This window comes from Escherichia sp. MOD1-EC5495, from assembly GCF_002965965.1.
Classification (GTDB): Bacteria; Pseudomonadota; Gammaproteobacteria; order Enterobacterales; family Enterobacteriaceae; genus Escherichia; species Escherichia ruysiae.
The window spans coordinates 1-25,770 of sequence record NZ_PTRI01000022.1 but is presented as its reverse complement, the minus strand read 5'-3'; the positions used below and the strand labels follow the sequence as shown (position 1 = coordinate 25,770).

Genomic DNA, 25,770 nt, shown 5'->3' with positions numbered 1-25,770 from the left:
AAAAAACGATTTTACGTGGTTTAAGAGGCAGATTACCCGATGTTTCAGCAGCAAAAAGACTGGGAAACAAGAGAAAAAGCGTTTGCTGCTTTTACGATGGGGCCACTGACCGACTTCTGGCGTCAGCGGGACGAAGCAGAGTTTATCGGCGTGGATGACATTCCGGTGCGTTTTGTCCGCTTTCGCGCTCCGCAACATGATCGGGTAGTCGTCATTTGTCCGGGGCGTATTGAGAGCTATGTAAAGTATGCGGAGCTGGCCTACGACCTGTTCCATCTGGGGTTTGATGTGTTAATCATCGACCATCGCGGTCAGGGGCGTTCCGGTCGACTGTTAGTCGATCCGCATCTCGGGCATGTTAATCGCTTTAATGATTATGTTGATGATCTGGCGGCGTTCTGGCAACAAGAGGTCCAGCCAGGTCCGTGGCGTAAACGCTATATACTGGCGCACTCGATGGGCGGTGCAATCTCCACGCTGTTTCTGCAACGTCACCCCGGCGTATGCGATGCCATTGCGCTAACTGCGCCAATGTTTGGGATTGTGATTCGTATGCCATCATTTATGGCGCGGCAGATCCTTAACTGGGCAGAAGCGCACCCACGTTTTCGTGATGGCTATGCGATTGGCACCGGGCGCTGGCGCGCGCTGCCGTTTACCATCAATGTTCTGACCCACAGCAGACAGCGATATCGACGTAATTTGCGTTTCTATGCTGATGACCCAACGATTCGCGTCGGTGGGCCGACCTACCATTGGGTACGCGAAAGTATTCTGGCTGGCGAACAGGTGTTAGCCGGTGCGGGTGATGACGCCACGCCAACGCTTCTCTTGCAGGCTGAAGAGGAACGCGTGGTAGATAACTGTATGCACGACCGTTTTTGTGAACTCCGCGCCGCAGCGGGCCATCCTGTAGAAGGGGGGCGGCCGCTGGTAATTAAAGGTGCGTACCATGAGATCCTTTTTGAAAAGGACGCAATGCGCTCAGTCGCGCTCCACGCCATCGTTGAATTTTTCAACCGGCATAACTCACCCAGCGGAAATCGCGCTATAGAGGTTTAAATTTCTTATGTATCAGGTTGTTGCGTCTGATTTAGATGGTACGTTACTTTCTCCCGACCATACATTATCCCCTTACGCCAAAGAAACCCTGAAACTGCTCACCGCGCGTGGCATCAACTTTGTGTTTGCGACGGGTCGCCACCACGTCGACGTGGGGCAAATTCGCGATAATCTGGAGATTAAGTCTTACATGATTACCTCCAATGGCGCGCGCGTGCACGATCTGGATGGTAATCTGATTTTCGCGCATAACCTGGATCATGACATTGCCAGCGACCTGTTTGGTGTAGTCAACGACAACCCGGACATCATTACTAACGTTTATCGCGACGACGAATGGTTTATGAATCGCCACCGTCCGGAAGAGATGCGCTTTTTTAAAGAAGCGGTGTTCAAATATGCGCTGTATGAGCCAGGATTACTGGAGCCGGAAGGCGTCAGCAAAGTGTTCTTCACCTGCGATTCCCATGAAAAATTGTTACCGCTGGAGCAAGCTATCAACGCTCGCTGGGGCGATCGCGTCAACGTCAGTTTCTCTACCTTAACTTGTCTTGAAGTGATGGCGGGTGGCGTTTCGAAAGGCCATGCGCTGGAAGCGGTAGCGAAGAAGCTGGGCTACAGCCTGCAAGATTGCATTGCCTTTGGCGATGGAATGAACGACGCCGAAATGCTGTCGATGGCGGGGAAAGGCTGCATTATGGGCAGCGCGCACCAGCGCCTGAAAGATCTGCATCCTGAGCTGGAAGTGATTGGTACTAACGCCGACGACGCGGTGCCGCATTATCTGCGTAAGCTCTATTTATCGTAATCGTTCTTTATTTGGTCAGTTGTCAACCTGATACTTCGCTACAATGGATACTCGTTAATCAAAGAGTTTTCCATTGTGGCGCTACTTATCATCACCACTATTCTGTGGGCCTTCTCCTTTAGCTTTTATGGCGAGTACCTTGCGGGGCACGTCGACAGCTATTTTTCGGTGCTGGTACGCGTTGGGCTGGCGGCGCTCGTTTTCCTGCCGTTCCTGCGTACCCGTGGCAATAGCCTGAAAACCATTGGCCTGTATATGCTGGTGGGCGCGATGCAGCTTGGCATTATGTATATGCTGAGTTTCCGTGCCTATCTCTACCTGACAGTCTCTGAACTGCTGTTATTTACCGTCCTGACGCCGCTCTACATCACGCTGATTTATGACATTATGAGTAAGCGCCGTCTGCGCTGGGGATATGCTTTTAGCGCGTTACTCGCGGTGATTGGTGCCGGGATTATTCGCTATGATCAGGTCACCGACCATTTCTGGACTGGCCTGCTGCTAGTGCAACTCTCCAATATCACTTTTGCCATCGGCATGGTGGGTTACAAACGCCTGATGGAAACTCGCCCGATGCCGCAGCATAACGCCTTTGCGTGGTTCTATCTTGGCGCGTTCCTGGTGGCGGCGATTGCATGGTTCTTGCTGGGCAATACGCAGAAAATGCCGCAAACCACGCTGCAATGGGGCATTCTGGTGTTTCTTGGCGTGGTGGCTTCCGGGATTGGTTATTTTATGTGGAACTACGGCGCGACTCAGGTGGACGCCGGAACGCTGGGCATTATGAACAATATGCACGTTCCGGCAGGATTACTGGTTAACCTGGCTATCTGGCACCAACAGCCGCACTGGCCAACATTTATTACAGGCGCGCTGGTGATCCTGTCCTCACTGTGGGTGCATCGGAAGTGGGTCGCTCCGCGCTCTTTACAAACGGCAGATGATCGCAGGCGTGATTGCGCGCCGAGCGAATAAACGCTTCTGTCACTGGCTGACGCTGCTCGCCGTCGCGCACGGCGGCGTACAGTCGGCTCCATAATCCCTCGCCCAGGGTTTTGGTCACAACCAGACCCTGGCGCTCAAAACTCTCCACGACCCAATGTGGTAGAGCGGCAATACCCATCCGCGCGGCAACCATCTGAATCAACAATAAAGTGTTATCGACGCTTTTCAGCGACGGGCTAACGCCTGCGGGCTGCAGAAAATGCCGCCAGACGTCCAGTCGGCTACGCTGTACCGGATAAATCAGCAGCGTTTCGCTGGCGAGATCTTCCGGCGTGATTCGTGTTTTCGCGGCCAGTGGATGGTCAGGTGCTAACACCAGGCGTACTTCATAATCGAACATCGGCGAATAATGCAGGCCACTGCGCGGCAGAATATCGGAGGTCATCACCAGATCCAGCTCGCCCTGCTGCAACGCGGGCTGCGGGTCAAACGTCACGCCCGATTTAAAATCCATCTCTACCTGCGGCCAGTTCTTATGGAAATTTTCTAACGCGGGCGTCAGCCACTGAATACAGCTATGGCACTCAATGGCAATGCGCAGGCGCGTCTGCTGCGGTTCATTGCAGGCTTGCAGTGCCTGGCTGATTTGCGGCAGCACCTGGTTTGCCAGTTGCAACAGGATTTCTCCCTGCGGCGTAAAACGTAGCGGCTGGCTTTTACGCACAAATAGCCGGAAGCCAAGGCGTTGTTCCAGATCGCTAAACTGGTGAGACAGGGCGGATTGCGTTTGATGCAACGTCGCCGCAGCGGCTGCGAGCGAGCCGCAATTCCGCAACGCTTGTAGCGTTTTCAGGTGTTTTACTTCGATCATGAAAGTCCTTCACTTCGGCATGAATAATTTGCGCTTGAGGAATATACAGTAACCGCCAATTATGGATGTGTAAACATCTGGACGGCTAAATACTAAAAATTCCATAAGGGGCATATAATGACAATTCTTAATCACACCCTCGGTTTCCCTCGCGTTGGCCTGCGTCGCGAGCTGAAAAAAGCGCAAGAAAGTTATTGGGCGGGGAACTCCACGCGTGAAGAACTGCTGACAGTAGGGCGTGAACTGCGTGCTCGTCACTGGGATCAACAAAAGCAAGCGGGCATCGACCTGCTGCCGGTGGGCGATTTTGCCTGGTACGATCATGTTCTGACCACCAGTCTGCTGCTGGGTAACGTTCCGGCGCGTCATCAGAACAAAGACGGTTCGGTAGATATCGACACCCTGTTCCGTATTGGTCGTGGACGTGCGCCGACTGGCGAACCTGCGGCGGCAGCGGAAATGACCAAATGGTTTAATACCAACTATCACTACATGGTGCCGGAATTCGTTAAAGGCCAACAGTTCAAACTGACCTGGACGCAGCTGCTGGAGGAAGTGGACGAGGCGCTGGCGCTGGGTCACAAGGTGAAACCTGTGCTTCTGGGGCCGGTTACCTATCTGTGGCTGGGTAAGGTGAAAGGTGAACAGTTTGACCGCCTGAGCCTGCTGAACGACATTCTGCCGGTTTATCAGCGGGTTCTGGCAGAACTGGCAAAACGCGGTATTGAGTGGGTACAGATTGACGAACCGGCGCTGGTGCTGGAACTACCGCAGGCGTGGTTGGACGCATACAAACCCGCTTACGATGCTCTACAGGGGCAGGTGAAACTGCTGCTGACTACCTATTTTGAAGGCGTAACGCCAAATCTCGACACGATTACGGCGCTGCCTGTTCAGGGTCTGCATGTCGACTTCGTGCATGGTAAAGATGACGTAGCAGAACTGCACAAGTGTCTGCCTTCTGACTGGCTGCTGTCTGCGGGTCTTATCAATGGTCGTAACGTCTGGCGCGCCGATCTCACCGAGAAATATGCGCAAATTAAGGACATTGTCGGCAAACGTGATTTGTGGGTGGCATCTTCCTGCTCACTGCTGCATAGCCCCATCGACCTGAGCGTGGAAACGCGTCTTGATGCAGAAGTGAAAAGCTGGTTTGCCTTCGCCCTACAAAAATGCCATGAACTGGCACTGCTGCGCGATGCGCTGAACAGTGGTGACACGGCAGCTCTGGCAGAGTGGAGCGCCCCAATTCAGGCGCGTCGTCACTCAACCCGCGTACATAATCCGGCGGTAGAAAAGCGTCTGGCAGCGATCACCGCCCAGGACAGCCAGCGTGAGAATGTCTATGAAGTGCGTGCCGAAGCTCAGCGTGCGCGTTTTAAACTGCCAGCGTGGCCGACCACCACGATTGGTTCTTTCCCGCAAACCACGGAAATTCGTACCCTGCGTCTGGATTTCAAAAAGGGTAATCTCGACGCCAACAACTACCGCACGGGCATTGCGGAACATATCAAGCAGGCCATTGTTGAGCAGGAACGTTTGGGACTGGATGTGCTGGTACATGGCGAGGCTGAGCGTAACGACATGGTGGAATACTTTGGCGAGCACCTCGACGGTTTTGTCTTTACGCAAAACGGTTGGGTACAGAGCTACGGTTCCCGCTGCGTGAAGCCGCCGATTGTTATTGGTGACGTTAGCCGCCCGGCACCTATTACCGTTGAGTGGGCATCGTTCGCACAATCGCTGACCGACAAACCGGTGAAAGGGATGCTGACTGGCCCGGTAACCATTCTCTGCTGGTCGTTCCCGCGCGAAGATGTCAGCCGTGAAACCATCGCCAAACAAATTGCGCTGGCGCTGCGTGATGAAGTGGCCGATCTGGAAGCCGCTGGAATTGGCATCATCCAGATTGATGAACCGGCGCTGCGCGAAGGTTTACCGCTGCGTCGTAGCGACTGGGATGCATATCTCCAGTGGGGCGTAGAGGCCTTCCGTATCAACGCCGCCGTGGCGAAAGATGACACACAAATCCACACTCACATGTGTTATTGCGAGTTCAACGACATCATGGATTCGATTGCGGCACTGGATGCAGACGTCATCACCATCGAAACCTCGCGTTCCGACATGGAGTTGCTGGAGTCGTTTGAAGAGTTTGATTATCCGAATGAAATCGGTCCAGGCGTCTATGACATTCACTCGCCAAACGTACCGAGCGTAGAATGGATTGAAGCCTTGCTGAAGAAAGCGGAAAAACGCATTCCGGCAGAGCGCCTGTGGGTTAACCCGGACTGTGGCCTGAAAACGCGCGGCTGGCCAGAAACCCGCGCGGCACTGGCGAACATGGTGCAGGCGGCGCAGAATTTGCGTCGGGGGTAAACATAAACCGGGTGGCAATGCCACCCGGTCTTTTCTCATTACAGCGACTTCTTCCCACCATACTGCTTAAACCACTCCAGCATACGCTGCCAGCCATCTTTTGCAGATGCGGCATGATAGCTCGGGCGATAATCGGCGTTAAACGCATGACCGGCGTCCGGGTACACGATAATCTCTGCTTTCGCATTAGCAGCCCGCAGCGCCTGGCGCATGGTTTCAACGCTCTCCTGCGGAATGCTGTTATCCTGACCACCATATAAGCCGAGAACCGGCGCGTTGAGATCGGTTGCGATATCAACAGGTTGTTTCGGTGAGTTCAGCGACTTATCGCCTGTCAGCTTGCCGTACCACGCCACCGCCGCTTTCAATTGCGGGTTATGCGCGGCATATAGCCAGGTGATACGCCCGCCCCAGCAAAATCCGGTAATCATTAAGCGATGGACGTCGCCGCCGTTGCGGGACGCCCAACTGGCAACATGATCGAGATCGGCCAGCACCTGTGAGTCAGGCACTTTTGCTACCAGACCGCTGAGCAACGTGGGAATATCGGCGAAATCATTAGGATCGCCTTCGCGGAAGTAGAGTTCTGGTGCGATAGCCAGATACCCCTCCAGCGCCAGACGGCGACAAATGTCACGGATATGTTCATGCACGCCAAAAATTTCCTGCACTACAATGACCACTGGTAGTGGGCCATCGCTCTGCTTTGGACGGGCATGATAAGCAGGCATGTTATCCCCTTGTGAAGGGATAGAGGTGAACCCTGCCACAATCGCATCGTCCGGGGTCTGAACGATGGTTGAGGCGAGGGGGGATGCAGCAGGTGCAAATCCAGAGTGTTGTGTTGTTGTCATGGTATTCTCCGTACCCTTATAAAAATTTTGCGCAATGTTAACTATAGTCAGCGTGCAACAATTCACATTGCCTCAAATGGCTCATCTTTTAAGCAGCCTTACTGACTTAAGAGTAAATTATGTGATTTAGGTCACTTTTGATGAGTAAGTGTATGCAACACATTTGCATCATAGTGATGATTATCACGAAAAAATCTTAATCCCTTCGGTAAAGTACCTTTTTGCTTCTTCTGACTAAACCGATTCACAGAGGAGTTGTATATGTCCAAGTCTGATGTTTTTCATCTCGGCCTCACTAAAAACGATTTACAAGGGGCTACGCTTGCCATCGTCCCTGGCGACCCGGATCGTGTGGAAAAGATCGCCGCGCTGATGGATAAGCCGGTTAAGCTGGCATCTCACCGCGAATTCACCACCTGGCGTGCAGAGCTGGATGGTAAACCTGTTATTGTCTGCTCTACCGGTATCGGCGGTCCGTCTACTTCTATTGCCGTTGAAGAACTGGCACAGCTGGGCATTCGCACCTTCCTGCGTATCGGTACAACTGGCGCTATTCAGCCGCATATTAATGTTGGCGATGTACTGGTTACCACGGCGTCTGTTCGTCTGGATGGCGCGAGCCTGCACTTCGCACCGCTGGAGTTCCCGGCTGTCGCTGATTTCGAATGTACGACTGCGCTGGTTGAAGCAGCGAAGTCTATTGGCGCGACGACTCACGTTGGCGTGACTGCTTCTTCTGATACCTTCTACCCAGGTCAGGAACGTTACGATACTTACTCTGGTCGCGTAGTCCGTCACTTTAAAGGTTCTATGGAAGAGTGGCAGGCGATGGGCGTGATGAACTATGAAATGGAATCTGCGACTCTGCTGACCATGTGTGCAAGTCAGGGCCTGCGTGCTGGTATGGTGGCGGGCGTTATCGTTAACCGCACTCAGCAAGAGATCCCGAATGCTGAGACGATGAAACAAACCGAAAGCCATGCGGTGAAAATCGTGGTGGAAGCGGCGCGTCGTCTGTTGTAATTCTCTTCTCCTGTCTGAAGGCCGACGCGTTCGGCCTTTTGTATTTTTGCGTAGCGCCTCGCAGGAAATGCCTTTCCAACTGGACGTTTGTACAGCACAATTCTATTTTGTGCGGGTAAGTTGTTGCGTCAGGAGGCTTTGTGGATTTCTCAATCATTGTTTATGCCATTATTGCGCTGGTCAGTGTGGCCATCGGCTGGCTGTTTGCCAGTTATCAACATGCGCAGCAAAAAGCCGAGCAATTAGCTGAACGTGAAGAGATGGTCGCGGAGTTAAGCGCGGCAAAACAACAAATTACCCAAAGTGAACACTGGCGCACAGAGTGTGAATTACTCAATAACGAAGTGCGTAGCCTGCAAAGTATTAACACCTCGCTGGAGGCTGATCTGCGTGAAGTGACCACGCGGATGGAGGCCGCACAGCAACACGCTGACGATAAAATTCGCCAGATGATTAACAGCGAGCAGCGTTTGAGCGAGCAGTTTGAAAACCTCGCCAACCGTATTTTCGAGCACAGCAATCGCCGCGTTGATGAGCAAAACCGTCAGAGCCTGAACAGCCTGTTGTCGCCGCTGCGTGAACAACTGGACGGTTTTCGCCGTCAGGTTCAGGACAGCTTCGGTAAAGAAGCACAAGAACGCCATACCCTGACCCACGAAATTCGCAATCTCCAGCAGCTCAACGCGCAAATGGCCCAGGAGGCAATCAACCTGACGCGTGCGCTGAAAGGCGACAATAAAACCCAGGGCAACTGGGGCGAAGTGGTATTAACGCGAGTACTGGAGGCATCTGGCTTGCGTGAAGGGTATGAATACGAAACCCAGGTGAGTATCGAAAATGACGCCCGCTCGCGGATGCAGCCGGATGTCATCGTGCGGCTACCGCAGGGGAAAGACGTGGTGATCGACGCCAAAATGACGCTGGTCGCTTATGAACGCTACTTCAACGCGGAAGACGACTACACCCGCGAAAGTGCATTGCAGGAACATATCGCGTCGGTGCGTAACCATATCCGCTTGCTGGGGCGTAAAGATTATCAACAGCTACCAGGGCTAAGAACGCTGGATTACGTGCTGATGTTTATCCCCGTTGAGCCTGCGTTTTTACTGGCGCTTGACCGCCAGCCGGAGCTGATAACCGAAGCGTTGAAAAACAATATCATGCTGGTTAGCCCGACCACGCTGCTGGTGGCGTTGCGTACTATCGCTAATCTCTGGCGTTATGAGCATCAAAGTCGCAACGCCCAGCAAATCGCCGATCGCGCCAGCAAGCTGTACGACAAGATGCGTTTGTTTGTCGATGATATGTCTGCGATAGGTCAAAGTCTGGACAAAGCGCAGGATAACTATCGTCAGGCAATGAAAAAACTCTCTTCAGGTCGCGGAAATGTGCTGGCGCAGGCAGAAGCGTTTCGCGGTTTAGGGGTAGAAATTAAACGCGAGATTAATCCGGATTTGGCTGAACAGGCGGTGAGTCAGGATGAAGAGTATCGACTGCGGTCGGTTCCGGGGCAGCCGAATGATGAAGCTTATCAACGCGATGATGAATATAATCAGCAGTCGCGCTAGCCCATTGGGGGTAGTTACGCCGGGTAGAAATCTAGGGCATCGACGCCCAATCTGTTACACTTCTGGAACAATTTTTTGATGAGCAGGCATTGAGATGGTGGATAAGTCACAAGAAACGACGCACTTTGGTTTTCAGACCGTCGCGAAAGAGCAAAAAGCGGATATGGTCGCCCACGTTTTCCATTCCGTGGCATCGAAATACGATGTTATGAATGATTTGATGTCATTTGGTATTCATCGTTTGTGGAAGCGTTTCACGATCGATTGCAGCGGCGTACGCCGTGGGCAGACTGTACTGGATCTGGCTGGCGGCACCGGCGATCTGACAGCGAAATTCTCTCGCCTGGTCGGTGAAACGGGTAAGGTGGTCCTCGCCGATATCAATGAATCCATGCTCAAAATGGGGCGCGAGAAACTGCGTAATATCGGTGTGATTGGCAACGTTGAGTATGTTCAGGCGAACGCCGAGGCGCTGCCGTTCCCGGATAACACCTTTGATTGCATCACCATTTCGTTTGGTCTGCGTAACGTCACCGACAAAGATAAAGCACTACGTTCAATGTATCGCGTGCTGAAACCCGGCGGCCGCCTGCTGGTGCTTGAGTTCTCGAAACCGATTATCGAGCCGTTAAGCAAAGCTTATGACGCTTACTCCTTCCATGTTCTGCCGCGTATTGGCTCGCTGGTCGCGAATGACGCCGACAGCTACCGTTATCTGGCTGAATCCATCCGTATGCATCCCGATCAGGATACTCTGAAAGCCATGATGCAGGATGCCGGATTCGAAAGTGTCGACTATTACAACCTGACGGCTGGCGTTGTGGCGCTGCATCGTGGTTATAAGTTCTGACAGGAGTACGACTATGCCTTTTAAACCTTTAGTGACGGCAGGAATCGAAAGTCTGCTCAACACCTTCCTGTATCGCTCACCCGCGCTGAAAACCGCCCGCTCGCGTCTGCTGGGTAAAGTATTGCGCGTGGAGGTAAAAGGCTTTTCGACATCGTTGATTCTGGTGTTCAGCGAACGTCAGGTCGATGTACTGGGAGAATGGGCAGGCGATGCTGACTGCACTGTTATCGCTTATGCCAGCGTGTTGCCGAAACTTCGCGATCGCCAGCAGCTTGCTGCACTGATTCGTAGCGGTGAGCTGGAAGTGCAGGGCGATATTCAGGTGGTGCAAAACTTTGTTGCGCTGGCAGATCTGGCGGAGTTCGACCCAGCGGAACTGCTGGCACCTTATACGGGTGATATCGCCGCCGAAGGCATTAGCAAAGCCCTGCGTGGTGGCGCGAAGTTCCTGCATCACGGTATTCAACGCCAGCAACGCTACGTGGCGGAAGCCATTACTGAAGAGTGGCGTATGGCACCTGGTCCGCTTGAAGTGGCCTGGTTTGCGGAAGAGACATCCGCCGTTGAGCGAGCCGTCGATGCGCTAACCAAACGGCTGGAAAAACTGGAGGCAGTTTAATGACGCCAGGTGAAGTACGGCGCCTGTATTTCATCATTCGCACTTTTTTAAGTTACGGACTTGATGAACTGATCCCTAAAATGCGTATCACTTTGCCGTTGCGGTTATGGCGATACTCATTATTCTGGATGCCGAATCGGCATAAAGACAAACCATTAGGTGAACGACTGCGACTGGCGCTGCAAGAACTGGGTCCGGTATGGATCAAGTTTGGACAGATGCTATCGACCCGCCGTGACCTTTTTCCGCCGCATATTGCTGACCAACTGGCGCTCTTGCAGGATAAAGTCGCGCCTTTTGACGGCGAACTGGCGAAAGCACAAATTGAAGCGGCGATGGGCGGTCTGCCGGTGGAAGTGTGGTTTGATGATTTTGACATTAAGCCGCTGGCATCGGCTTCCGTAGCACAGGTACATACTGCTCGGTTGAAATCGAATGGCAAAGAGGTGGTGATTAAAGTCATTCGCCCGGATATTTTGCCAGTCATAAAAGCGGATCTGAAACTCATCTATCGTCTGGCTCGTTGGGTGCCGCGTTTACTACCGGATGGTCGCCGTCTGCGTCCAACCGAAGTGGTGCGCGAGTACGAAAAGACGTTGCTTGATGAACTGAATTTGCTGCGGGAATCTGCCAACGCCATTCAGCTTCGGCGTAATTTCGAAAATAGCCCGATGCTCTACATCCCGGAAGTTTACCCTGACTATTGCAGTGAAGGGATGATGGTGATGGAGCGTATCTATGGCATTCCAGTTTCGGATGTCGCGACGCTGGAGAAAAACGGCACCAACATGAAATTGTTGGCGGAACGCGGTGTGCAGGTGTTCTTCACTCAGGTCTTTCGCGACAGCTTTTTCCATGCCGATATGCACCCTGGCAACATCTTCGTAAGCTTCGAACACCCGGAAAATCCGAAGTATATTGGTATTGATTGCGGGATTGTCGGCTCGTTAAACAAAGAAGATAAACGCTATCTGGCGGAAAACTTTATCGCCTTCTTTAACCGTGACTATCGCAAAGTAGCGGAACTGCACGTTGATTCTGGCTGGGTGCCGCCAGATACCAACGTTGAAGAGTTCGAATTTGCCATTCGTACTGTCTGTGAACCTATTTTTGAGAAACCGCTGGCAGAAATTTCATTTGGACATGTGCTGTTAAATCTGTTTAATACGGCGCGTCGTTTCAATATGGAAGTACAGCCGCAACTGGTGTTACTCCAGAAAACCTTGCTCTACATCGAAGGGGTAGGACGCCAGCTTTATCCGCAGCTCGATTTATGGAAAACGGCGAAGCCTTTTCTCGAGTCATGGATTAAAGATCAGGTTGGTATTCCTGCGCTGGTGAGAGCATTTAAAGAAAAAGCGCCGTTCTGGGTCGAAAAAATGCCAGAACTGCCTGAACTGGTTTACGACAGTTTGCGCCAGGGCAAGTATTTACAGCACAGTGTTGATAAGATTGCCCGCGAGCTTCAGGCAAATCATGTACGTCAGGGACAATCGCGTTATTTTCTTGGAATTGGCGCGACGTTAGTATTAAGCGGCACATTCTTGTTGGTCAGCCGACCGGAATGGGGGCTGATGCCCGGCTGGTTAATGGCAGGTGGTCTGATCGCCTGGTTTGTCGGTTGGCGCAAAACACGCTGATTTTTTCATCGCTCAAGGCGGGCCGTGTAACGTATAATGCGGCCTTGTTTAATCATCATCTACCACAGAGGAACATGTATGGGTGGTATCAGTATTTGGCAGTTATTGATTATTGCCGTCATCGTTGTACTGCTTTTTGGCACCAAAAAGCTCGGCTCCATCGGTTCCGATCTTGGTGCATCAATTAAAGGTTTTAAAAAAGCAATGAGCGATGATGAACCAAAGCAGGATAAAACCAGTCAGGATGCTGATTTTACTGCAAAAACTATCGCCGATAAGCAGGCGGATACGAATCAGGAACAGGCTAAAACAGAAGACGCGAAGCGCCACGATAAAGAGCAGGTGTAATCCGTGTTTGATATCGGTTTTAGCGAACTGCTATTGGTATTCATCATCGGCCTCGTCGTTCTGGGGCCGCAACGACTGCCTGTGGCGGTAAAAACGGTAGCGGGCTGGATTCGCGCGTTGCGTTCACTGGCGACAACGGTGCAGAACGAACTGACCCAGGAGTTAAAACTCCAGGAGTTTCAGGACAGCCTGAAAAAGGTTGAAAAGGCAAGCCTGACCAACCTGACGCCTGAACTGAAAGCGTCAATGGATGAACTACGCCAGGCTGCAGAATCGATGAAGCGTTCCTATGTTGCAAACGATCCTGAAAAGGCGAGTGATGAAGCGCACACCATCCATAATCCGGTGGTAAAAGATAATGAAGCTGCGCATGAGGGAGTAACCCCTGCCGCTGCACAAACGCAGGCCAGTTCGCCGGAACAGAAGCCAGAAACCACGCCAGAGCCGGTGGTAAAACCTGTTGCGGACGCTGAACCGAAAACCGCTGCACCTTCCCCTTCGTCGAGTGATAAACCGTAAACATGTCTGTAGAAGATACTCAACCGCTTATCACGCATCTGATTGAGCTGCGTAAGCGTCTGCTGAACTGCATTATCGCGGTGATCGTGATATTTCTGTGCCTGGTCTATTTCGCCAATGATATCTATCACCTGGTGTCCGCGCCGTTGATCAAGCAATTGCCGCAAGGTTCAACGATGATCGCCACCGATGTGGCCTCGCCGTTTTTTACGCCGATCAAGCTGACCTTTATGGTGTCGCTGATTCTGTCAGCGCCGGTGATTCTCTATCAGGTGTGGGCGTTTATCGCCCCGGCGTTGTATAAGCACGAACGTCGCCTGGTGGTGCCTCTGCTGGTTTCCAGCTCTTTGCTGTTTTATATCGGCATGGCGTTCGCCTACTTCGTGGTCTTTCCACTGGCATTTGGCTTCCTCGCCAATACCGCGCCGGAAGGGGTACAGGTGTCCACCGATATCGCCAGCTACTTAAGCTTCGTTATGGCGTTGTTTATGGCGTTTGGTGTTTCGTTTGAAGTGCCGGTTGCCATTGTGCTGCTGTGCTGGATGGGGATTACCTCGCCAGAAGACTTACGCAAAAAGCGCCCGTATGTGCTGGTTGGTGCATTCGTCGTTGGGATGCTGCTGACGCCGCCGGATGTCTTCTCGCAAACGCTGCTGGCGATCCCGATGTACTGCCTGTTTGAAATCGGTGTCTTCTTCTCCCGCTTTTACGTTGGTAAAGGCCGAAACCGGGAAGAAGAAAACGACGCTGAAAGCGAAAAAACTGAAGAATAAATTCAACCGCCCGTCAGGGCGGTTGTCATATGGAGTGCAGGATGTTTGATATCGGCGTTAATTTGACCAGTTCACAATTTGCGAAAGACCGTGGTGATGTTGTAGAGCGCGCTTTTGACGCGGGAGTTGATGGGCTACTCATCACCGGCACTAACCTGCGTGAAAGCCAGCAGGCGCAAAAACTGGCGCGTCAGTATCCGCACTGTTGGTCAACGGCGGGCGTGCATCCTCATGACAGCAGCCAGTGGCAAGCCGCGACCGAAGAAGCAATTATTGAACTGGCCGCGCTGCCAGAAGTAGTGGCGATTGGTGAGTGTGGTCTCGACTTTAACCGCAACTTTTCTACGCCGGAAGAGCAGGAACGCGCTTTTGTTGCCCAGCTACGTATTGCCGCAGAATTAAACATGCCGGTATTTATGCACTGTCGCGATGCCCATGAGCGGTTTATGACATTGCTGGAGCCGTGGCTGAATAAACTGCCTGGTGCGGTTCTTCATTGCTTTACTGGCACACGCGAAGAGATGCAGGCGTGCGTGGCGCGTGGGATTTATATCGGCATTACTGGTTGGGTTTGCGATGAACGACGCGGGATGGAATTGCGTGATCTGTTGCCATTTATTCCGGCGGAGAAATTGCTGATCGAAACCGATGCGCCGTATTTACTCCCGCGCGATCTCACGCCAAAGCCATCATCCCGGCGTAACGAGCCTGCTTATCTGCCTCATATTGTGCAACGTATTGCGCACTGGCGAGGGGAGGATGCTGCGTGGCTGGCGGCCACCACAGATGCCAATGTCAAAACGCTGTTTGGGATTGCGTTCTAGAGTTTGCGGAACTCAGTGTTCTTCACGCTGTGCTTAATTTCTTTATTGATAAGATTAAGCAATAGCATGGAGCGTGCCTCGCCGTCGGGTTCGGTGAAAATGGCCTGAAAACCTTCGAATGCGCCTTCGGTAATAATCACCTTATCACCTGGATATGGCGTTGCCGGATCGACAATGTCTTCCGGTTTATACACCGACAGCTGATGAATCACAGCCGATGGGACTATCGCTGGCGATGCACCAAAGCGCACGAAGTGGCTGACACCACGTGTGGCGTTGATGGTAGTGGTATGAATCACTTCTGGATCAAATTCCACAAACAGGTAGTTGGGGAACAACGGCTCACTGACTGCGGTACGTTTGCCACGCACGATTTTTTCCAGGGTGATCATCGGTGCCAGGCAATTAACGGCCTGTCTTTCGAGGTGTTCCTGGGCACGTTGAAGTTGCCCGCGCTTGCAGTACAGTAAATACCAGGATTGCATAATGACTCTTATCCGTTTAATCGGGGCGCAAGAATAGCAAAAGCGATGCGTTAAGTTAATTATATTCCCCGGTTTGCGTTATAGCGCCTGAGTTCACGCTAATTTAACAAATTTACAGCATCGCGAAGATGAACGCCGTATAATGGGCGCAGATTAAGAGGCTACAATGGACGCCATGAAATATAACGATTTACGCGACTTCCTGACTCTGCTTGAACAGCAGGGTGAGCTAAAACGTATCATGCTCCCGGTGGATCCGCATCTGGAAATCACTGAAATTGCTGACCGCACATTGCGTGCCGGTGGGCCTGCGCTGTTGTTCGAAAACCCTAAAGGGTACTCGATGCCGGTGCTGTGCAACCTGTTCGGTACGCCGAAGCGCGTGGCGATGGGCATGGGGCAGGAAGATGTTTCGGCGCTACGTGAAGTCGGTAAATTATTAGCGTTTCTGAAAGAGCCGGAGCCGCCAAAAGGTTTCCGCGACCTGTTTGATAAGCTGCCGCAGTTTAAGCAGGTGTTGAACATGCCAACGAAACGGTTACGTGGTGCGCCTTGTCAGCAAAAAATCGTCTCCGGCGAGGATGTCGATCTTAACCGCATTCCCATTATGACCTGCTGGCCGGAAGATGCCGCTCCGCTGATTACCTGGGGGTTGACCGTAACGCGTGGCCCGCACAAAGAGCGGCAGAATCTGGGCATTTATCGCCAGCAGTTGATTGGTAAAAACAAGCTGATTATGCGCTGGTTGTCGCATCGCGGCGGCGCGCTGGATTTCCAGGAGTGGTGTGCGGTGCATCCGGGCGAACGTTTCCCGGTTTCTGTGGCGCTGGGTGCTGATCCCGCCACAATTCTCGGTGCAGTCACGCCCGTTCCAGATACGCTTTCAGAGTATGCATTTGCCGGATTACTACGCGGCACCAAAACCGAAGTGGTGAAGTGTATCTCCAATGACCTTGAAGTGCCCGCCAGTGCGGAAATTGTGCTGGAAGGGTATATCGAACAAGGCGAAACGGCGCCAGAAGGGCCGTATGGCGACCACACCGGTTACTATAATGAAGTCGATAGTTTCCCGGTATTTACCGTGACGCATATTACTCAGCGTGAAGATGCGATTTACCACTCCACCTATACTGGTCGTCCGCCGGATGAACCTGCGGTACTGGGTGTGGCGTTGAACGAAGTGTTCGTGCCGATTCTACAAAAACAATTCCCGGAAATTGTCGATTTTTACCTGCCGCCGGAAGGCTGTTCCTATCGTCTGGCGGTTGTGACGATCAAAAAGCAATACGCCGGGCACGCGAAGCGCGTCATGATGGGCGTCTGGTCGTTCTTACGCCAGTTTATGTACACCAAATTTGTGATCGTTTGCGATGATGATGTCAACGCACGCGACTGGAATGATGTGATTTGGGCGATTACTACCCGTATGGACCCGGCGCGGGATACCGTTCTGGTAGAAAATACACCCATTGATTACCTGGATTTTGCCTCGCCTGTTTCCGGGCTGGGTTCAAAAATGGGGCTGGATGCCACGAATAAATGGCCGGGGGAAACCCAGCGCGAGTGGGGGCGTCCTATCAAAAAAGATCCGGACGTTGTCGCGCGTATTGACGCAATCTGGGATGAACTGGCTATTTTTAACAACGGTAAAAGCGCCTGAGGCGCGTTTGTATTGCCCTATTTATCGATCCGACAGAGAAAGCGCATGACAACCTTAAGCTGTAAAGTGACCTCGGTAGAAGCTATCACGGATACCGTATATCGTGTCCGAATCGTGCCAGACGCGGCCTTTTCTTTTCGTGCTGGTCAGTATTTGATGGTAGTGATGGACGAGCGCGATAAACGCCCGTTCTCAATGGCCTCGACGCCGAATGAACAAGGTTTCATTGAGCTGCATATTGGCGCTTCTGAAATCAACCTTTACGCGAAAGCAGTCATGGATCGCATCCTCAAAGATCATCAAATTGTGGTCGATATTCCGCACGGTGATGCGTGGCTGCGCGATGATGAAGAGCGTCCGATGATTCTGATTGCGGGCGGCACCGGGTTCTCTTATGCCCGTTCGATTTTGCTGACGGCGCTGGCGCGTAATCCCAATCGTGATATCACCATTTACTGGGGCGGGCGTGAAGAGCAGCACCTTTATGATCTTTCCGAACTTGAGGCGCTTTCGCTTAAGCATCCTGGTCTGCAAGTGGTGCCGGTGGTTGAACAACCGGAAGCGGGCTGGCGTGGGCGTACTGGCACGGTTTTAACGGCGGTGTTGCAGGATCACGGTACGCTGGCAGAGCATGATATCTACATTGCCGGACGTTTTGAGATGGCGAAAATCGCTCGTGACCTGTTTTGCAGTGAGCGTAATGCGCGGGAAGACCGCCTGTTTGGCGATGCGTTTGCGTTTATCTAAGCCATAAAAAAACCCGCCCCTGACAGGCGGGAAGAACGGCAACTAAACTGTTAATCAGTGGCATTTACATCGACGCTGCATCCGGCAAACAATGCCCGATGCGACGCTGTTGCGTCTTATCGTGCCTACAAATAGTTCTGAACCGTAGGCCGGATAAGGCGTTTACGCCGCATCCGGCAAGTGGTTAAACCCGCTCAAACACCGTCGCAATGCCCTGACCCAGGCCGATACACATCGTCGCCAGACCAAACTGGACGTCTTTGCGTTCCATCAGATTCAGCAGCGTGGTGCTGATACGCGCACCGGAACAACCCAGCGGATGACCCAGCGCGATCGCGCCACCATTGAGGTTGATCTTCTCGTCAATTTGCTCCATTAACCCGAGATCTTTAATGCACGGCAGGATCTGCGCGGCAAAGGCTTCATTCATTTCAAACACGCCGATATCACTGGCAGAAAGCCCCGCTTTTTTCAACGCCAGCTTAGAGGCCGGAACCGGGCCGTAACCCATAATCGATGGGTCACAACCAACGACCGCCATCGAACGCACACGGGCGCGCGGCTTAAGGCCTAATTCACGGGCGCGGCTTTCACTCATTACCAGCATGGCAGCTGCGCCATCGGAGAGAGCAGAAGACGTACCCGCCGTCACCGTACCGCTGACCGGATCGAACGCCGGACGTAGCGTGGCGAGGGCTTCTACGGTAGTTTCCGGTCGAATCACTTCGTCATAATTAAACTGCTTCAGGACGCCGTCGGCATCGTGACCACCGGTCGGGATGATTTCATTTTTAAATGCGCCCGACTGTGTGGCGGCCCAGGCGCGAGCGTGTGATCGCGCGGCAAAGGCATCCTGCATTTCACGGCTGATACCGTGCATACGCGCCAGCATTTCTGCCGTTAAGCCCATCATGCCCGCCGCTTTGGCGACATTACGGCTAAGACCGGGGTGAAAATCGACGCCGTGGCTCATCGGCACATGGCCCATATGCTCCACGCCGCCGACCAGACATGCCTGCGCATCGCCGGTCATGATCATCCGTGCTGCGTCATGCAATGCCTGCATGGATGAACCACACAAGCGATTGACGGTCACCGCAGGGACAGAGTGCGGCACTTCTGCCAGCAGCGCAGCGTTACGGGCGATGTTAAAACCCTGCTCCAGCGTCTGCTGCACACACCCCCAGTAAATATCGTCGAGAGTAGCCGCTTCCAGCGCCGGATTACGCGCCAGCAGGCTACGCATTAAATGAGCGGAGAGATCTTCCGCACGCACGTTACGAAAAGCACCGCCCTTCGAACGGCCCATCGGGGTGCGAATTGCATCGACAATGACAACCTGTTCCATTGTGACTCCTTAAGCCGTTTTCAGGTCGCCAACCGGACGGGCTGGCTCAACCGGGGGATAGTACGGTTCGTTATGACGCGCTTTATTACGCAGACCTTCCGGCACTTCATACAGCGGGCCGAGGTGCTGATACTGCTGTGCCATATCGAGATATTTCGCGCTGCCGAGGGTGTCCAGCCAGCGGAACGCGCCGCCGTGGAACGGAGGGAAGCCCAGGCCGTAGACCAGCGCCATGTCCGCTTCTGCCGGAGTGGCGATAATGCCCTCTTCCAGACAGCGGACTACTTCGTTGACCATCGGGATCATCATGCGGGCGATAATCTCTTCCTCGCTGAAATCGCGCTTCGGCTGGCTGACTTCTGCCAGCAGGCCGTCAACGGCGGCGTCTTCTTCTTTCTTCGGCTTGCCTTTGCTGTCTTCTTTATAACGCCAGAAACCGAGGCCGTTCTTCTGACCAAAGCGGTTGGCATCAAACAGCGCGTCGATGGCGTCGCGATAATCTTTCTGCATCCGCTGCGGGAAGCCTGCTGCCATCACGGCCTGAGCATGGTGCGCGGTATCAATCCCCACGACATCCAGCAGATATGCCGGACCCATCGGCCAGCCAAACTGTTTTTCCATCACTTTGTCGATCTTGCGGAAGTCCGCGCCGTCGCGAAGCAACTGGCTGAATCCAGCGAAGTAGGGGAACAGTACGCGGTTAACGAAGAAGCCGGGGCAGTCGTTCACCACAATCGGCGTCTTGCCCATCTTGCTTGCCCAGGCGACGACTTTCGCGATGGTTTCGTCGGAGCTTTTCTCGCCGCGAATAATTTCCACCAACGGCATCCGGTGCACCGGGTTAAAGAAGTGCATACCGCAGAAGTTTTCCGGGCGTTCCAGCGCGTTGGCTAGTTCGCTGATAGGAATGGTTGAAGTATTAGAAGCCAGCACGGTATCCGGGCGAACTTTCTTCTCGGTTTCTGCCAGCACCGCTTTTTTCACTTTCGGGTTTTCAACAACCGCTTCTACCACAACATCCACGCGGTCAAACCCGGCGTAGTCGAGCGTTGGGTGGATCGTGGAGATCACGCCAGCCAGTTTCAGACCATCGATCTTGCCGCGCTCAAGCTGCTTGTTCAGCAGTTTCGCGGCTTCGGTCATGCCGAGGGTTAACGACTTGTCGTTGATATCTTTCATGATCACCGGCACGCCTTTCCACGCGGACTGGTAAGCGATTCCGCCCCCCATAATGCCTGCGCCCAGCACAGCGGCCTGTTTCGGGGTTTCAACGTCTTTGGTGAGTTTCTTCGCTTTGCCTTTTACATATTGATCGTTAAGGAAAATGCCGACCAGTGCGCGAGCTTCGTTGGTATGCGCCAGCGGGACAAAACTTTTGTTTTCCAGGTTTAAGGCTTCTTCACGGCCAAAACGGGCAGCCGCTTCAATAGTTTTTACTGCGGTGATGGGGGCCGGATAATGTTTCCCCGCCGTTTGCGCGACCATCCCTTTAGCGATGGTGAAGCTCATGGTGGCTTCAATCTTGCTCAGTTTTAGCGGTTCCAGCTTCGGCTGACGTTTCGCTTTCCAGTCGAGGTCGCCGTTAATGGCCTGGCGTAAAATCGCCATCGCACCATCAACCAGTTTTTCTGCTTTGACTACGCCATCCACCAGACCGATTTTCAGCGCCTGGTCCGCGCCGATATCTTTACCGGCGGCAATGATTTCCAGCGCACTGTCAGCGCCCAGCATACGTGGCATACGTACAGAACCGCCAAAGCCCGGCATGATGCCCAGTTTTGTTTCCGGCAGACCGATGCGCAGATCCGGCGTCGCCAGACGATAATCGGTCGCCAGCACGCATTCGCAGCCACCACCCAGCGCGTAGCCGTTGACGGCGGCAATGGTCGGCACCGGCAGATCTTCCAGGCGATTAAACACGCTATTGGCAAAATGCAGCCACTGGCTTAACTGTTCTTCGGGAACGAGGAACAGGGACAAAAATTCGGTGATATCAGCACCGACGATAAAGGCTGCTTTGTTCGAACGCAACAGCAGCCCTTTTAAATCTGATTGCTGTTCCAGCACGCCGATGGCCTCGCCGAGGCTAGCGACGGTCGAAGTGTCGAGTTTATTAACTGAACCTGGGGCATCAAATACCAGTTCGGCAATGCCATCTTCCAGCCAGTCAAGGTACAGGGTGTCGCCTTTGTAAAGCATGTCAGTCTCCTGAATCCGCAAGGTGATCTGGTCGTACCAGATGAAATTGAGTGTGTATTTTGTGTTAAAAATATGCAAACAAAAGATTAAAGAAATGCCGATTCGATCACGCTCGGCAGAAATCACGCTCTGTATGAACGATGTGCTAAGATGCGGAGACTTAAGGTCAAAAAAACAGAAGGGTAAAAAATGGAATCACTGGCCTCGCTCTATAAAAATCATATAGCTACCTTACAGGAACGGACTCGCGATGCACTGGCGCGCTTCAAGCTGGATGCATTACTTATTCACTCCGGCGAGCTGTTCAATGTTTTTCTCGACGATCATCCTTATCCGTTTAAAGTGAACCCACAATTTAAAGCGTGGGTGCCGGTAACTCAGGTGCCAAACTGCTGGCTGCTGGTGGATGGCGTGAACAAGCCGAAACTGTGGTTTTATCTGCCGGTTGATTACTGGCACAACGTCGAACCTTTGCCGACCTCTTTCTGGACTGAGGATGTGGAAGTGATCGCGCTGCCGAAAGCCGATGGCATTGGTAGCCTGCTGCCCGCTGCGCGCGGCAATATTGGCTATATTGGCCCAGTGCCGGAACGTGCGCTGCAACTGGGCATTGAGGCCAGTAATATCAACCCGAAAGGGGTGATCGACTACCTGCATTACTACCGCTCCTTCAAAACCGAGTACGAACTGGCCTGTATGCGTGAAGCGCAGAAAATGGCAGTCAACGGTCATCGCGCGGCAGAAGAAGCCTTCCGTTCAGGTATGAGCGAGTTCGATATCAACATTGCCTATCTGAGCGCGACCGGTCATCGTGATACCGACGTGCCTTACAGCAACATTGTGGCGCTTAACGAACATGCTGCGGTGCTGCATTACACCAAACTGGATCATCAGGCGCCGGAAGAGATGCGCAGCTTCCTGCTGGATGCCGGGGCAGAATATAACGGCTATGCGGCTGACCTGACCCGTACCTGGTCGGCAAAAAGCGACAACGACTACGCACAGCTGGTGAAAGACGTAAATGATGAACAACTGGCGCTGATCGCCACCATGAAAGCAGGCGTCAGCTATGTGGATTACCACATCCAGTTCCATCAGCGCATCGCCAAACTGCTGCGTAAACATCAAATCATCACCGATATGAGTGAAGAAGCGATGGTCGAAAACGATCTCACCGGACCGTTTATGCCGCACGGTATTGGCCATCCGCTTGGTCTGCAGGTGCATGATGTAGCCGGTTTTATGCAGGATGATAGCGGTACGCACCTCGCGGCACCGGCAAAATATCCGTACCTGCGCTGCACCCGTATTCTCCAGCCAGGCATGGTGTTAACCATCGAACCGGGTATCTACTTCATCGAATCGCTGCTGGCGCCGTGGCGTGAAGGTCAGTTCAGTAAACACTTCAACTGGCAGAAAATTGAAGCACTGAAACCGTTCGGCGGCATTCGTATCGAAGACAACGTGGTGATCCACGAAAACAACGTGGAAAACATGACCCGGGATCTGAAACTGGCGTGATGGAAAGCTGGTTAATTCCTGCGGCACCGGTCACGGTCGTTGAAGAGATCAAAAAGAGCCGCTTCATTACGCTGTTGGCGCATACCGATGGCGTCGAGGCGGCGAAAGCGTTTGTTGAATCGGTGCGGGCAGAGCACCCAGATGCCCGCCACCATTGCGTGGCGTGGGTAGCTGGCGCACCGGATGATTCTCAACAACTGGGTTTCTCTGATGACGGGGAACCTGCGGGAACGGCAGGTAAACCGATGCTCGCCCAACTAATGGGCAGCGGCGTTGGGGAAATTACCGCCGTGGTGGTGCGCTACTACGGCGGCATCTTGCTGGGCACCGGTGGGTTAGTGAAAGCGTATGGTGGCGGCGTGAATCAGGCGCTGCGCCAGCTAACGACCCAACGCAAGACGCCATTAACCGAATATACTTTGCAATGTGAATATAGTCAGTTAACCGGCATTGAAGCGTTGCTGGGGCAGTGTGGCGGCAAAATTATCAACAGTGATTATCAGGCATTCGTTCTGCTGCGGGTGGCGCTTCCGGCGGCGAAAGTGGCTGAATTTTCCGCAAAGCTGGCGGATTTTAGCCGTGGTTCATTGCAATTGTTAGCGATTGAAGAATAATCCCCACTTCGTTTTGCAGAACTAAGGAAGCGGCAGAGATGCATTTTCGCGCCATTACCCGAATCGTTGGACTACTGGTCATCTTATTTTCAGGGACGATGATTATCCCTGGGCTGGTAGCACTCATCTACCGGGATGGGGCAGGCCGCGCTTTTACCCAGACCTTTTTTGTCGCCCTCGCCATTGGCTCTATGCTGTGGTGGCCGAACCGTAAAGAGAAGGGCGAACTGAAATCCCGTGAAGGGTTTCTGATTGTGGTGCTGTTCTGGACGGTGCTGGGTAGCGTCGGTGCGCTCCCTTTTATCTTCTCGGAAAGCCCGAACCTCACGATTACCGATGCGTTTTTTGAATCTTTCTCCGGCCTGACCACCACCGGAGCCACTACGCTGGTGGGGCTGGATTCGCTCCCTCATGCGATTCTTTTTTATCGCCAGATGCTGCAATGGTTTGGCGGGATGGGGATCATCGTGTTGGCAGTCGCGATACTACCTATCCTCGGCGTGGGTGGGATGCAGCTCTATCGCGCAGAAATGCCCGGCCCGCTGAAAGATAACAAAATGCGCCCGCGTATTGCGGAAACGGCGAAAACCTTGTGGCTGATTTATGTCTTGCTGACCGTCGCCTGTGCGCTGGCGCTGTGGTTTGCCGGAATGAATGCTTTTGATGCCATCGGTCATAGCTTCGCGACAATCGCCATTGGCGGCTTCTCAACCCATGATGCCAGCGTTGGCTATTTCGATAGCCCGACAATTAACACTATCATTGCTATCTTCCTGCTGATCTCCGGCTGTAACTATGGCCTGCACTTCTCGCTGCTAAGTGGTCGTAGTCTGAAGGTTTACTGGCGCGATCCGGAATTTCGCATGTTTATCGGCGTACAGTTTACGCTGGTGGTTATTTGTACACTCGTACTGTGGTTTCATAATGTCTACAGTTCGGCGCTGATGACGATTAACCAGGCGTTTTTCCAGGTGGTGTCGATGGCGACAACCGCTGGGTTTACGACTGACAGCATTGCCCGCTGGCCGCTCTTTTTGCCGGTACTGCTGTTATGTTCAGCTTTTATCGGCGGTTGCGCCGGGTCAACGGGCGGTGGCCTGAAAGTGATCCGCATCTTGCTGTTGTTCAAACAGGGGAACCGTGAGCTGAAACGACTGGTGCATCCGAACGCCGTCTACAGCATTAAGTTGGGGAACCGTGCACTGCCGGAACGTATCCTCGAGGCTGTATGGGGATTTTTCTCGGCCTATGCGTTGGTATTTATTGTCAGTATGTTGGCGATTATCGCCACTGGCGTGGATGACTTTTCTGCCTTTGCTTCGGTTGTGGCGACATTGAATAACCTAGGGCCGGGGCTTGGCGTGGTTGCTGATAACTTTACCAGCATGAACCCGGTGGCTAAATGGATCCTGATTGCCAATATGTTGTTTGGTCGTCTCGAGGTGTTTACATTGCTGGTGCTCTTTACCCCGACTTTCTGGCGTGAATGATGGAGTAATACGTGAAAACATTAATTCTTTTCTCAACAAGGGACGGACAAACGCGCGAGATTGCCTCCTACCTGGCTTCGGAATTGAAAGAACTGGGGATACAGGCGGATGTCGCTAATGTGCACCGCATTGAAGAGCCACAGTGGGAAAACTACGATCGCGTGGTCATTGGCGCGTCTATTCGCTACGGTCACTACCATTCTGCGTTCCAGGAATTTGTCAAAAAACATGCGACGCAGCTGAACTCAATGCCGAGCGCCTTTTACTCCGTAAACCTGGTGGCGCGTAAACCGGAGAAGCGTACTGTGCAGACTAATAGCTACGCGCGGAAGTTTCTGATGAACTCACAATGGCGTCCCGATCGCTGTGCAGTCATTGCCGGGGCGCTGCGTTATCCCCGCTATCGTTGGTACGACCGCTTTATGATCAAGCTCATCATGAAGATGTCAGGCGGTGAAACGGATACGCGCAAAGAAGTTGTCTATACCGATTGGGAGCAAGTGGCGAATTTCGCCCGGGAAATTGCCCATTTAACCGACAAACCGACGCTGAAATAAGCATAAAGAATAAAAAACGCGCATTTGGAAAATTATTTTAAATTTCCTCTTGTCAGCTCAGAATAA

General features: G+C 52.9%; 24 protein-coding genes. 19 read left to right on the top strand and 5 right to left on the bottom strand.

Annotated features, from left to right (window positions below; all coding sequences use genetic code 11):
- Positions 1–39: 39 nt before the first annotated feature.
- From pldB to bioP, 3 genes are all read left to right on the top strand, one after another.
- The gene (pldB, locus tag BEG40_RS17170; RefSeq protein ID WP_105285819.1) at positions 40–1,062 is read left to right on the top strand and encodes a lysophospholipase L2; all 1,023 of its coding nucleotides are present in this window, start codon (positions 40–42) and stop codon (positions 1,060–1,062) included.
- A 7-nt stretch (positions 1,063–1,069) separates the two neighbouring features.
- On the top strand, positions 1,070–1,870 hold the full coding sequence (yigL, locus tag BEG40_RS17165) for a sugar/pyridoxal phosphate phosphatase YigL (protein ID WP_105285818.1): 801 nt from the start codon (positions 1,070–1,072) through the stop codon (positions 1,868–1,870).
- A gap of 75 nt (positions 1,871–1,945) precedes the next feature.
- On the top strand, positions 1,946–2,845 hold the full coding sequence (bioP, locus tag BEG40_RS17160; protein WP_105285817.1) for a biotin transporter: 900 nt from the start codon (positions 1,946–1,948) through the stop codon (positions 2,843–2,845).
- Here bioP and metR read toward each other — a convergent pair.
- Positions 2,733–3,686: an HTH-type transcriptional regulator MetR gene (gene metR / locus BEG40_RS17155; RefSeq protein ID WP_016158868.1), complete on the bottom strand. Its 954-nt coding sequence runs from the start codon at positions 3,684–3,686 to the stop codon at positions 2,733–2,735. The two genes, bioP and metR, sit on opposite strands and share 113 nt — an antisense overlap.
- Positions 3,687–3,803: 117 nt before the next feature.
- Here metR and metE point away from each other — a divergent pair, with 117 nt between their 5' ends.
- Complete coding sequence (gene metE, locus BEG40_RS17150) at positions 3,804–6,065, top strand: 5-methyltetrahydropteroyltriglutamate--homocysteine S-methyltransferase (RefSeq protein ID WP_105285816.1); 2,262 nt, start codon at positions 3,804–3,806, stop codon at positions 6,063–6,065.
- Positions 6,066–6,103: 38 nt separating this feature from the next.
- Here the strand turns inward: metE and BEG40_RS17145 are convergent, their stop codons facing one another.
- On the bottom strand, positions 6,104–6,919 hold the full coding sequence (locus BEG40_RS17145; protein ID WP_105285815.1) for a dienelactone hydrolase family protein: 816 nt from the start codon (positions 6,917–6,919) through the stop codon (positions 6,104–6,106).
- Positions 6,920–7,180: 261 nt separating this feature from the next.
- Here BEG40_RS17145 and udp point away from each other — a divergent pair, with 261 nt between their 5' ends.
- From udp to tatD, 9 genes are all read left to right on the top strand, one after another.
- Positions 7,181–7,942, top strand: a complete 762-nt coding sequence (udp, locus tag BEG40_RS17140) for a uridine phosphorylase (RefSeq protein ID WP_000045177.1) — start codon at positions 7,181–7,183, stop codon at positions 7,940–7,942.
- A 140-nt stretch (positions 7,943–8,082) separates the two neighbouring features.
- Positions 8,083–9,510, top strand: a complete 1,428-nt coding sequence (gene rmuC, locus BEG40_RS17135; protein ID WP_105285814.1) for a DNA recombination protein RmuC — start codon at positions 8,083–8,085, stop codon at positions 9,508–9,510.
- A 94-nt stretch (positions 9,511–9,604) separates the two neighbouring features.
- Positions 9,605–10,360, top strand: a complete 756-nt coding sequence (gene ubiE, locus BEG40_RS17130; protein ID WP_000227958.1) for a bifunctional demethylmenaquinone methyltransferase/2-methoxy-6-polyprenyl-1,4-benzoquinol methylase UbiE — start codon at positions 9,605–9,607, stop codon at positions 10,358–10,360.
- Between the two features lie 13 nt (positions 10,361–10,373).
- Positions 10,374–10,979: a ubiquinone biosynthesis protein UbiJ gene (gene ubiJ / locus BEG40_RS17125; protein WP_001116107.1), complete on the top strand. Its 606-nt coding sequence runs from the start codon at positions 10,374–10,376 to the stop codon at positions 10,977–10,979.
- The gene (gene ubiB / locus BEG40_RS17120; RefSeq protein WP_105285813.1) at positions 10,979–12,619 is read left to right on the top strand and encodes a ubiquinone biosynthesis regulatory protein kinase UbiB; all 1,641 of its coding nucleotides are present in this window, start codon (positions 10,979–10,981) and stop codon (positions 12,617–12,619) included. Before ubiJ ends, ubiB begins: the two co-directional genes overlap by 1 nt.
- 78 nt (positions 12,620–12,697) lie before the next feature.
- Positions 12,698–12,967, top strand: a complete 270-nt coding sequence (gene tatA / locus BEG40_RS17115; RefSeq protein WP_001295260.1) for a Sec-independent protein translocase subunit TatA — start codon at positions 12,698–12,700, stop codon at positions 12,965–12,967.
- Between the two features lie 3 nt (positions 12,968–12,970).
- A complete protein-coding gene (gene tatB, locus BEG40_RS17110; RefSeq protein ID WP_000459596.1) occupies positions 12,971–13,486 on the top strand; it encodes a Sec-independent protein translocase protein TatB in 516 nt (171 codons plus the stop codon).
- 2 nt (positions 13,487–13,488) lie between these two features.
- Positions 13,489–14,259, top strand: coding sequence for a Sec-independent protein translocase subunit TatC (gene tatC, locus BEG40_RS17105; RefSeq protein ID WP_000109945.1), 771 nt, complete (start codon positions 13,489–13,491; stop codon positions 14,257–14,259).
- Between the two features lie 41 nt (positions 14,260–14,300).
- Positions 14,301–15,083, top strand: coding sequence for a 3'-5' ssDNA/RNA exonuclease TatD (tatD, locus tag BEG40_RS17100; protein WP_016158871.1), 783 nt, complete (start codon positions 14,301–14,303; stop codon positions 15,081–15,083).
- On the opposite strand, the gene rfaH is transcribed toward tatD, so the two are convergent.
- The gene (rfaH, locus tag BEG40_RS17095; protein WP_001192392.1) at positions 15,080–15,568 is read right to left on the bottom strand and encodes a transcription/translation regulatory transformer protein RfaH; all 489 of its coding nucleotides are present in this window, start codon (positions 15,566–15,568) and stop codon (positions 15,080–15,082) included. The two genes, tatD and rfaH, sit on opposite strands and share 4 nt — an antisense overlap.
- Positions 15,569–15,734: 166 nt before the next feature.
- On the opposite strand from rfaH, the gene ubiD reads away from it, so the two are divergent.
- Complete coding sequence (gene ubiD / locus BEG40_RS17090) at positions 15,735–17,228, top strand: 4-hydroxy-3-polyprenylbenzoate decarboxylase (RefSeq protein WP_105285812.1); 1,494 nt, start codon at positions 15,735–15,737, stop codon at positions 17,226–17,228.
- A 45-nt stretch (positions 17,229–17,273) separates the two neighbouring features.
- Positions 17,274–17,975, top strand: coding sequence for an NAD(P)H-flavin reductase (gene fre, locus BEG40_RS17085; RefSeq protein ID WP_010352530.1), 702 nt, complete (start codon positions 17,274–17,276; stop codon positions 17,973–17,975).
- A 184-nt stretch (positions 17,976–18,159) separates the two neighbouring features.
- On the opposite strand, the gene fadA is transcribed toward fre, so the two are convergent.
- Together fadA and fadB are read right to left on the bottom strand one after the other, a co-directional pair.
- Entirely contained in the window at positions 18,160–19,323 is a 1,164-nt protein-coding gene (gene fadA, locus BEG40_RS17080) for an acetyl-CoA C-acyltransferase FadA (protein ID WP_105285811.1), read from the bottom strand.
- 9 nt (positions 19,324–19,332) lie between these two features.
- Positions 19,333–21,522 (bottom strand): fatty acid oxidation complex subunit alpha FadB, encoded by a 2,190-nt coding sequence (gene fadB, locus BEG40_RS17075; protein ID WP_105285810.1) that lies wholly within the window; start codon positions 21,520–21,522, stop codon positions 19,333–19,335.
- Between the two features lie 189 nt (positions 21,523–21,711).
- Between fadB and pepQ the strand changes: the two genes are divergently transcribed.
- The 4 genes from pepQ to hemG are packed head-to-tail and all read left to right on the top strand — an operon-like array spanning position 21,712 to position 25,704.
- Complete coding sequence (gene pepQ, locus BEG40_RS17070) at positions 21,712–23,043, top strand: Xaa-Pro dipeptidase (protein ID WP_105285809.1); 1,332 nt, start codon at positions 21,712–21,714, stop codon at positions 23,041–23,043.
- Positions 23,043–23,657 carry an IMPACT family protein gene (locus BEG40_RS17065; RefSeq protein ID WP_001353706.1) on the top strand — a complete coding sequence of 205 codons (615 nt, stop codon included), beginning with the start codon at positions 23,043–23,045 and terminating at the stop codon, positions 23,655–23,657. Before pepQ ends, BEG40_RS17065 begins: the two co-directional genes overlap by 1 nt.
- 38 nt (positions 23,658–23,695) lie before the next feature.
- Positions 23,696–25,147 (top strand): Trk system potassium transporter TrkH, encoded by a 1,452-nt coding sequence (trkH, locus tag BEG40_RS17060; protein ID WP_000545681.1) that lies wholly within the window; start codon positions 23,696–23,698, stop codon positions 25,145–25,147.
- A gap of 11 nt (positions 25,148–25,158) precedes the next feature.
- Entirely contained in the window at positions 25,159–25,704 is a 546-nt protein-coding gene (hemG, locus tag BEG40_RS17055; RefSeq protein ID WP_000853955.1) for a menaquinone-dependent protoporphyrinogen IX dehydrogenase, read from the top strand.
- Positions 25,705–25,770 lie beyond the last annotated feature (66 nt).

Coding starts and splice junctions, on each gene's coding strand:
- pldB (WP_105285819.1), top strand. CDS start 40: ATGTTTCAGCAGCAAAAAGACTGGGAAACAAGAGAAAAAGCGTTTGCT.
- yigL (WP_105285818.1), top strand. CDS start 1,070: ATGTATCAGGTTGTTGCGTCTGATTTAGATGGTACGTTACTTTCTCCC.
- metR (WP_016158868.1), bottom strand. CDS start 3,686: ATGATCGAAGTAAAACACCTGAAAACGCTACAAGCGTTGCGGAATTGC.
- metE (WP_105285816.1), top strand. CDS start 3,804: ATGACAATTCTTAATCACACCCTCGGTTTCCCTCGCGTTGGCCTGCGT.
- BEG40_RS17145 (WP_105285815.1), bottom strand. CDS start 6,919: ATGACAACAACACAACACTCTGGATTTGCACCTGCTGCATCCCCCCTC.
- udp (WP_000045177.1), top strand. CDS start 7,181: ATGTCCAAGTCTGATGTTTTTCATCTCGGCCTCACTAAAAACGATTTA.
- ubiE (WP_000227958.1), top strand. CDS start 9,605: ATGGTGGATAAGTCACAAGAAACGACGCACTTTGGTTTTCAGACCGTC.
- ubiJ (WP_001116107.1), top strand. CDS start 10,374: ATGCCTTTTAAACCTTTAGTGACGGCAGGAATCGAAAGTCTGCTCAAC.
- ubiB (WP_105285813.1), top strand. CDS start 10,979: ATGACGCCAGGTGAAGTACGGCGCCTGTATTTCATCATTCGCACTTTT.
- tatA (WP_001295260.1), top strand. CDS start 12,698: ATGGGTGGTATCAGTATTTGGCAGTTATTGATTATTGCCGTCATCGTT.
- tatC (WP_000109945.1), top strand. CDS start 13,489: ATGTCTGTAGAAGATACTCAACCGCTTATCACGCATCTGATTGAGCTG.
- tatD (WP_016158871.1), top strand. CDS start 14,301: ATGTTTGATATCGGCGTTAATTTGACCAGTTCACAATTTGCGAAAGAC.
- rfaH (WP_001192392.1), bottom strand. CDS start 15,568: ATGCAATCCTGGTATTTACTGTACTGCAAGCGCGGGCAACTTCAACGT.
- ubiD (WP_105285812.1), top strand. CDS start 15,735: ATGGACGCCATGAAATATAACGATTTACGCGACTTCCTGACTCTGCTT.
- fre (WP_010352530.1), top strand. CDS start 17,274: ATGACAACCTTAAGCTGTAAAGTGACCTCGGTAGAAGCTATCACGGAT.
- fadA (WP_105285811.1), bottom strand. CDS start 19,323: ATGGAACAGGTTGTCATTGTCGATGCAATTCGCACCCCGATGGGCCGT.
- fadB (WP_105285810.1), bottom strand. CDS start 21,522: ATGCTTTACAAAGGCGACACCCTGTACCTTGACTGGCTGGAAGATGGC.
- pepQ (WP_105285809.1), top strand. CDS start 21,712: ATGGAATCACTGGCCTCGCTCTATAAAAATCATATAGCTACCTTACAG.
- BEG40_RS17065 (WP_001353706.1), top strand. CDS start 23,043: ATGGAAAGCTGGTTAATTCCTGCGGCACCGGTCACGGTCGTTGAAGAG.
- trkH (WP_000545681.1), top strand. CDS start 23,696: ATGCATTTTCGCGCCATTACCCGAATCGTTGGACTACTGGTCATCTTA.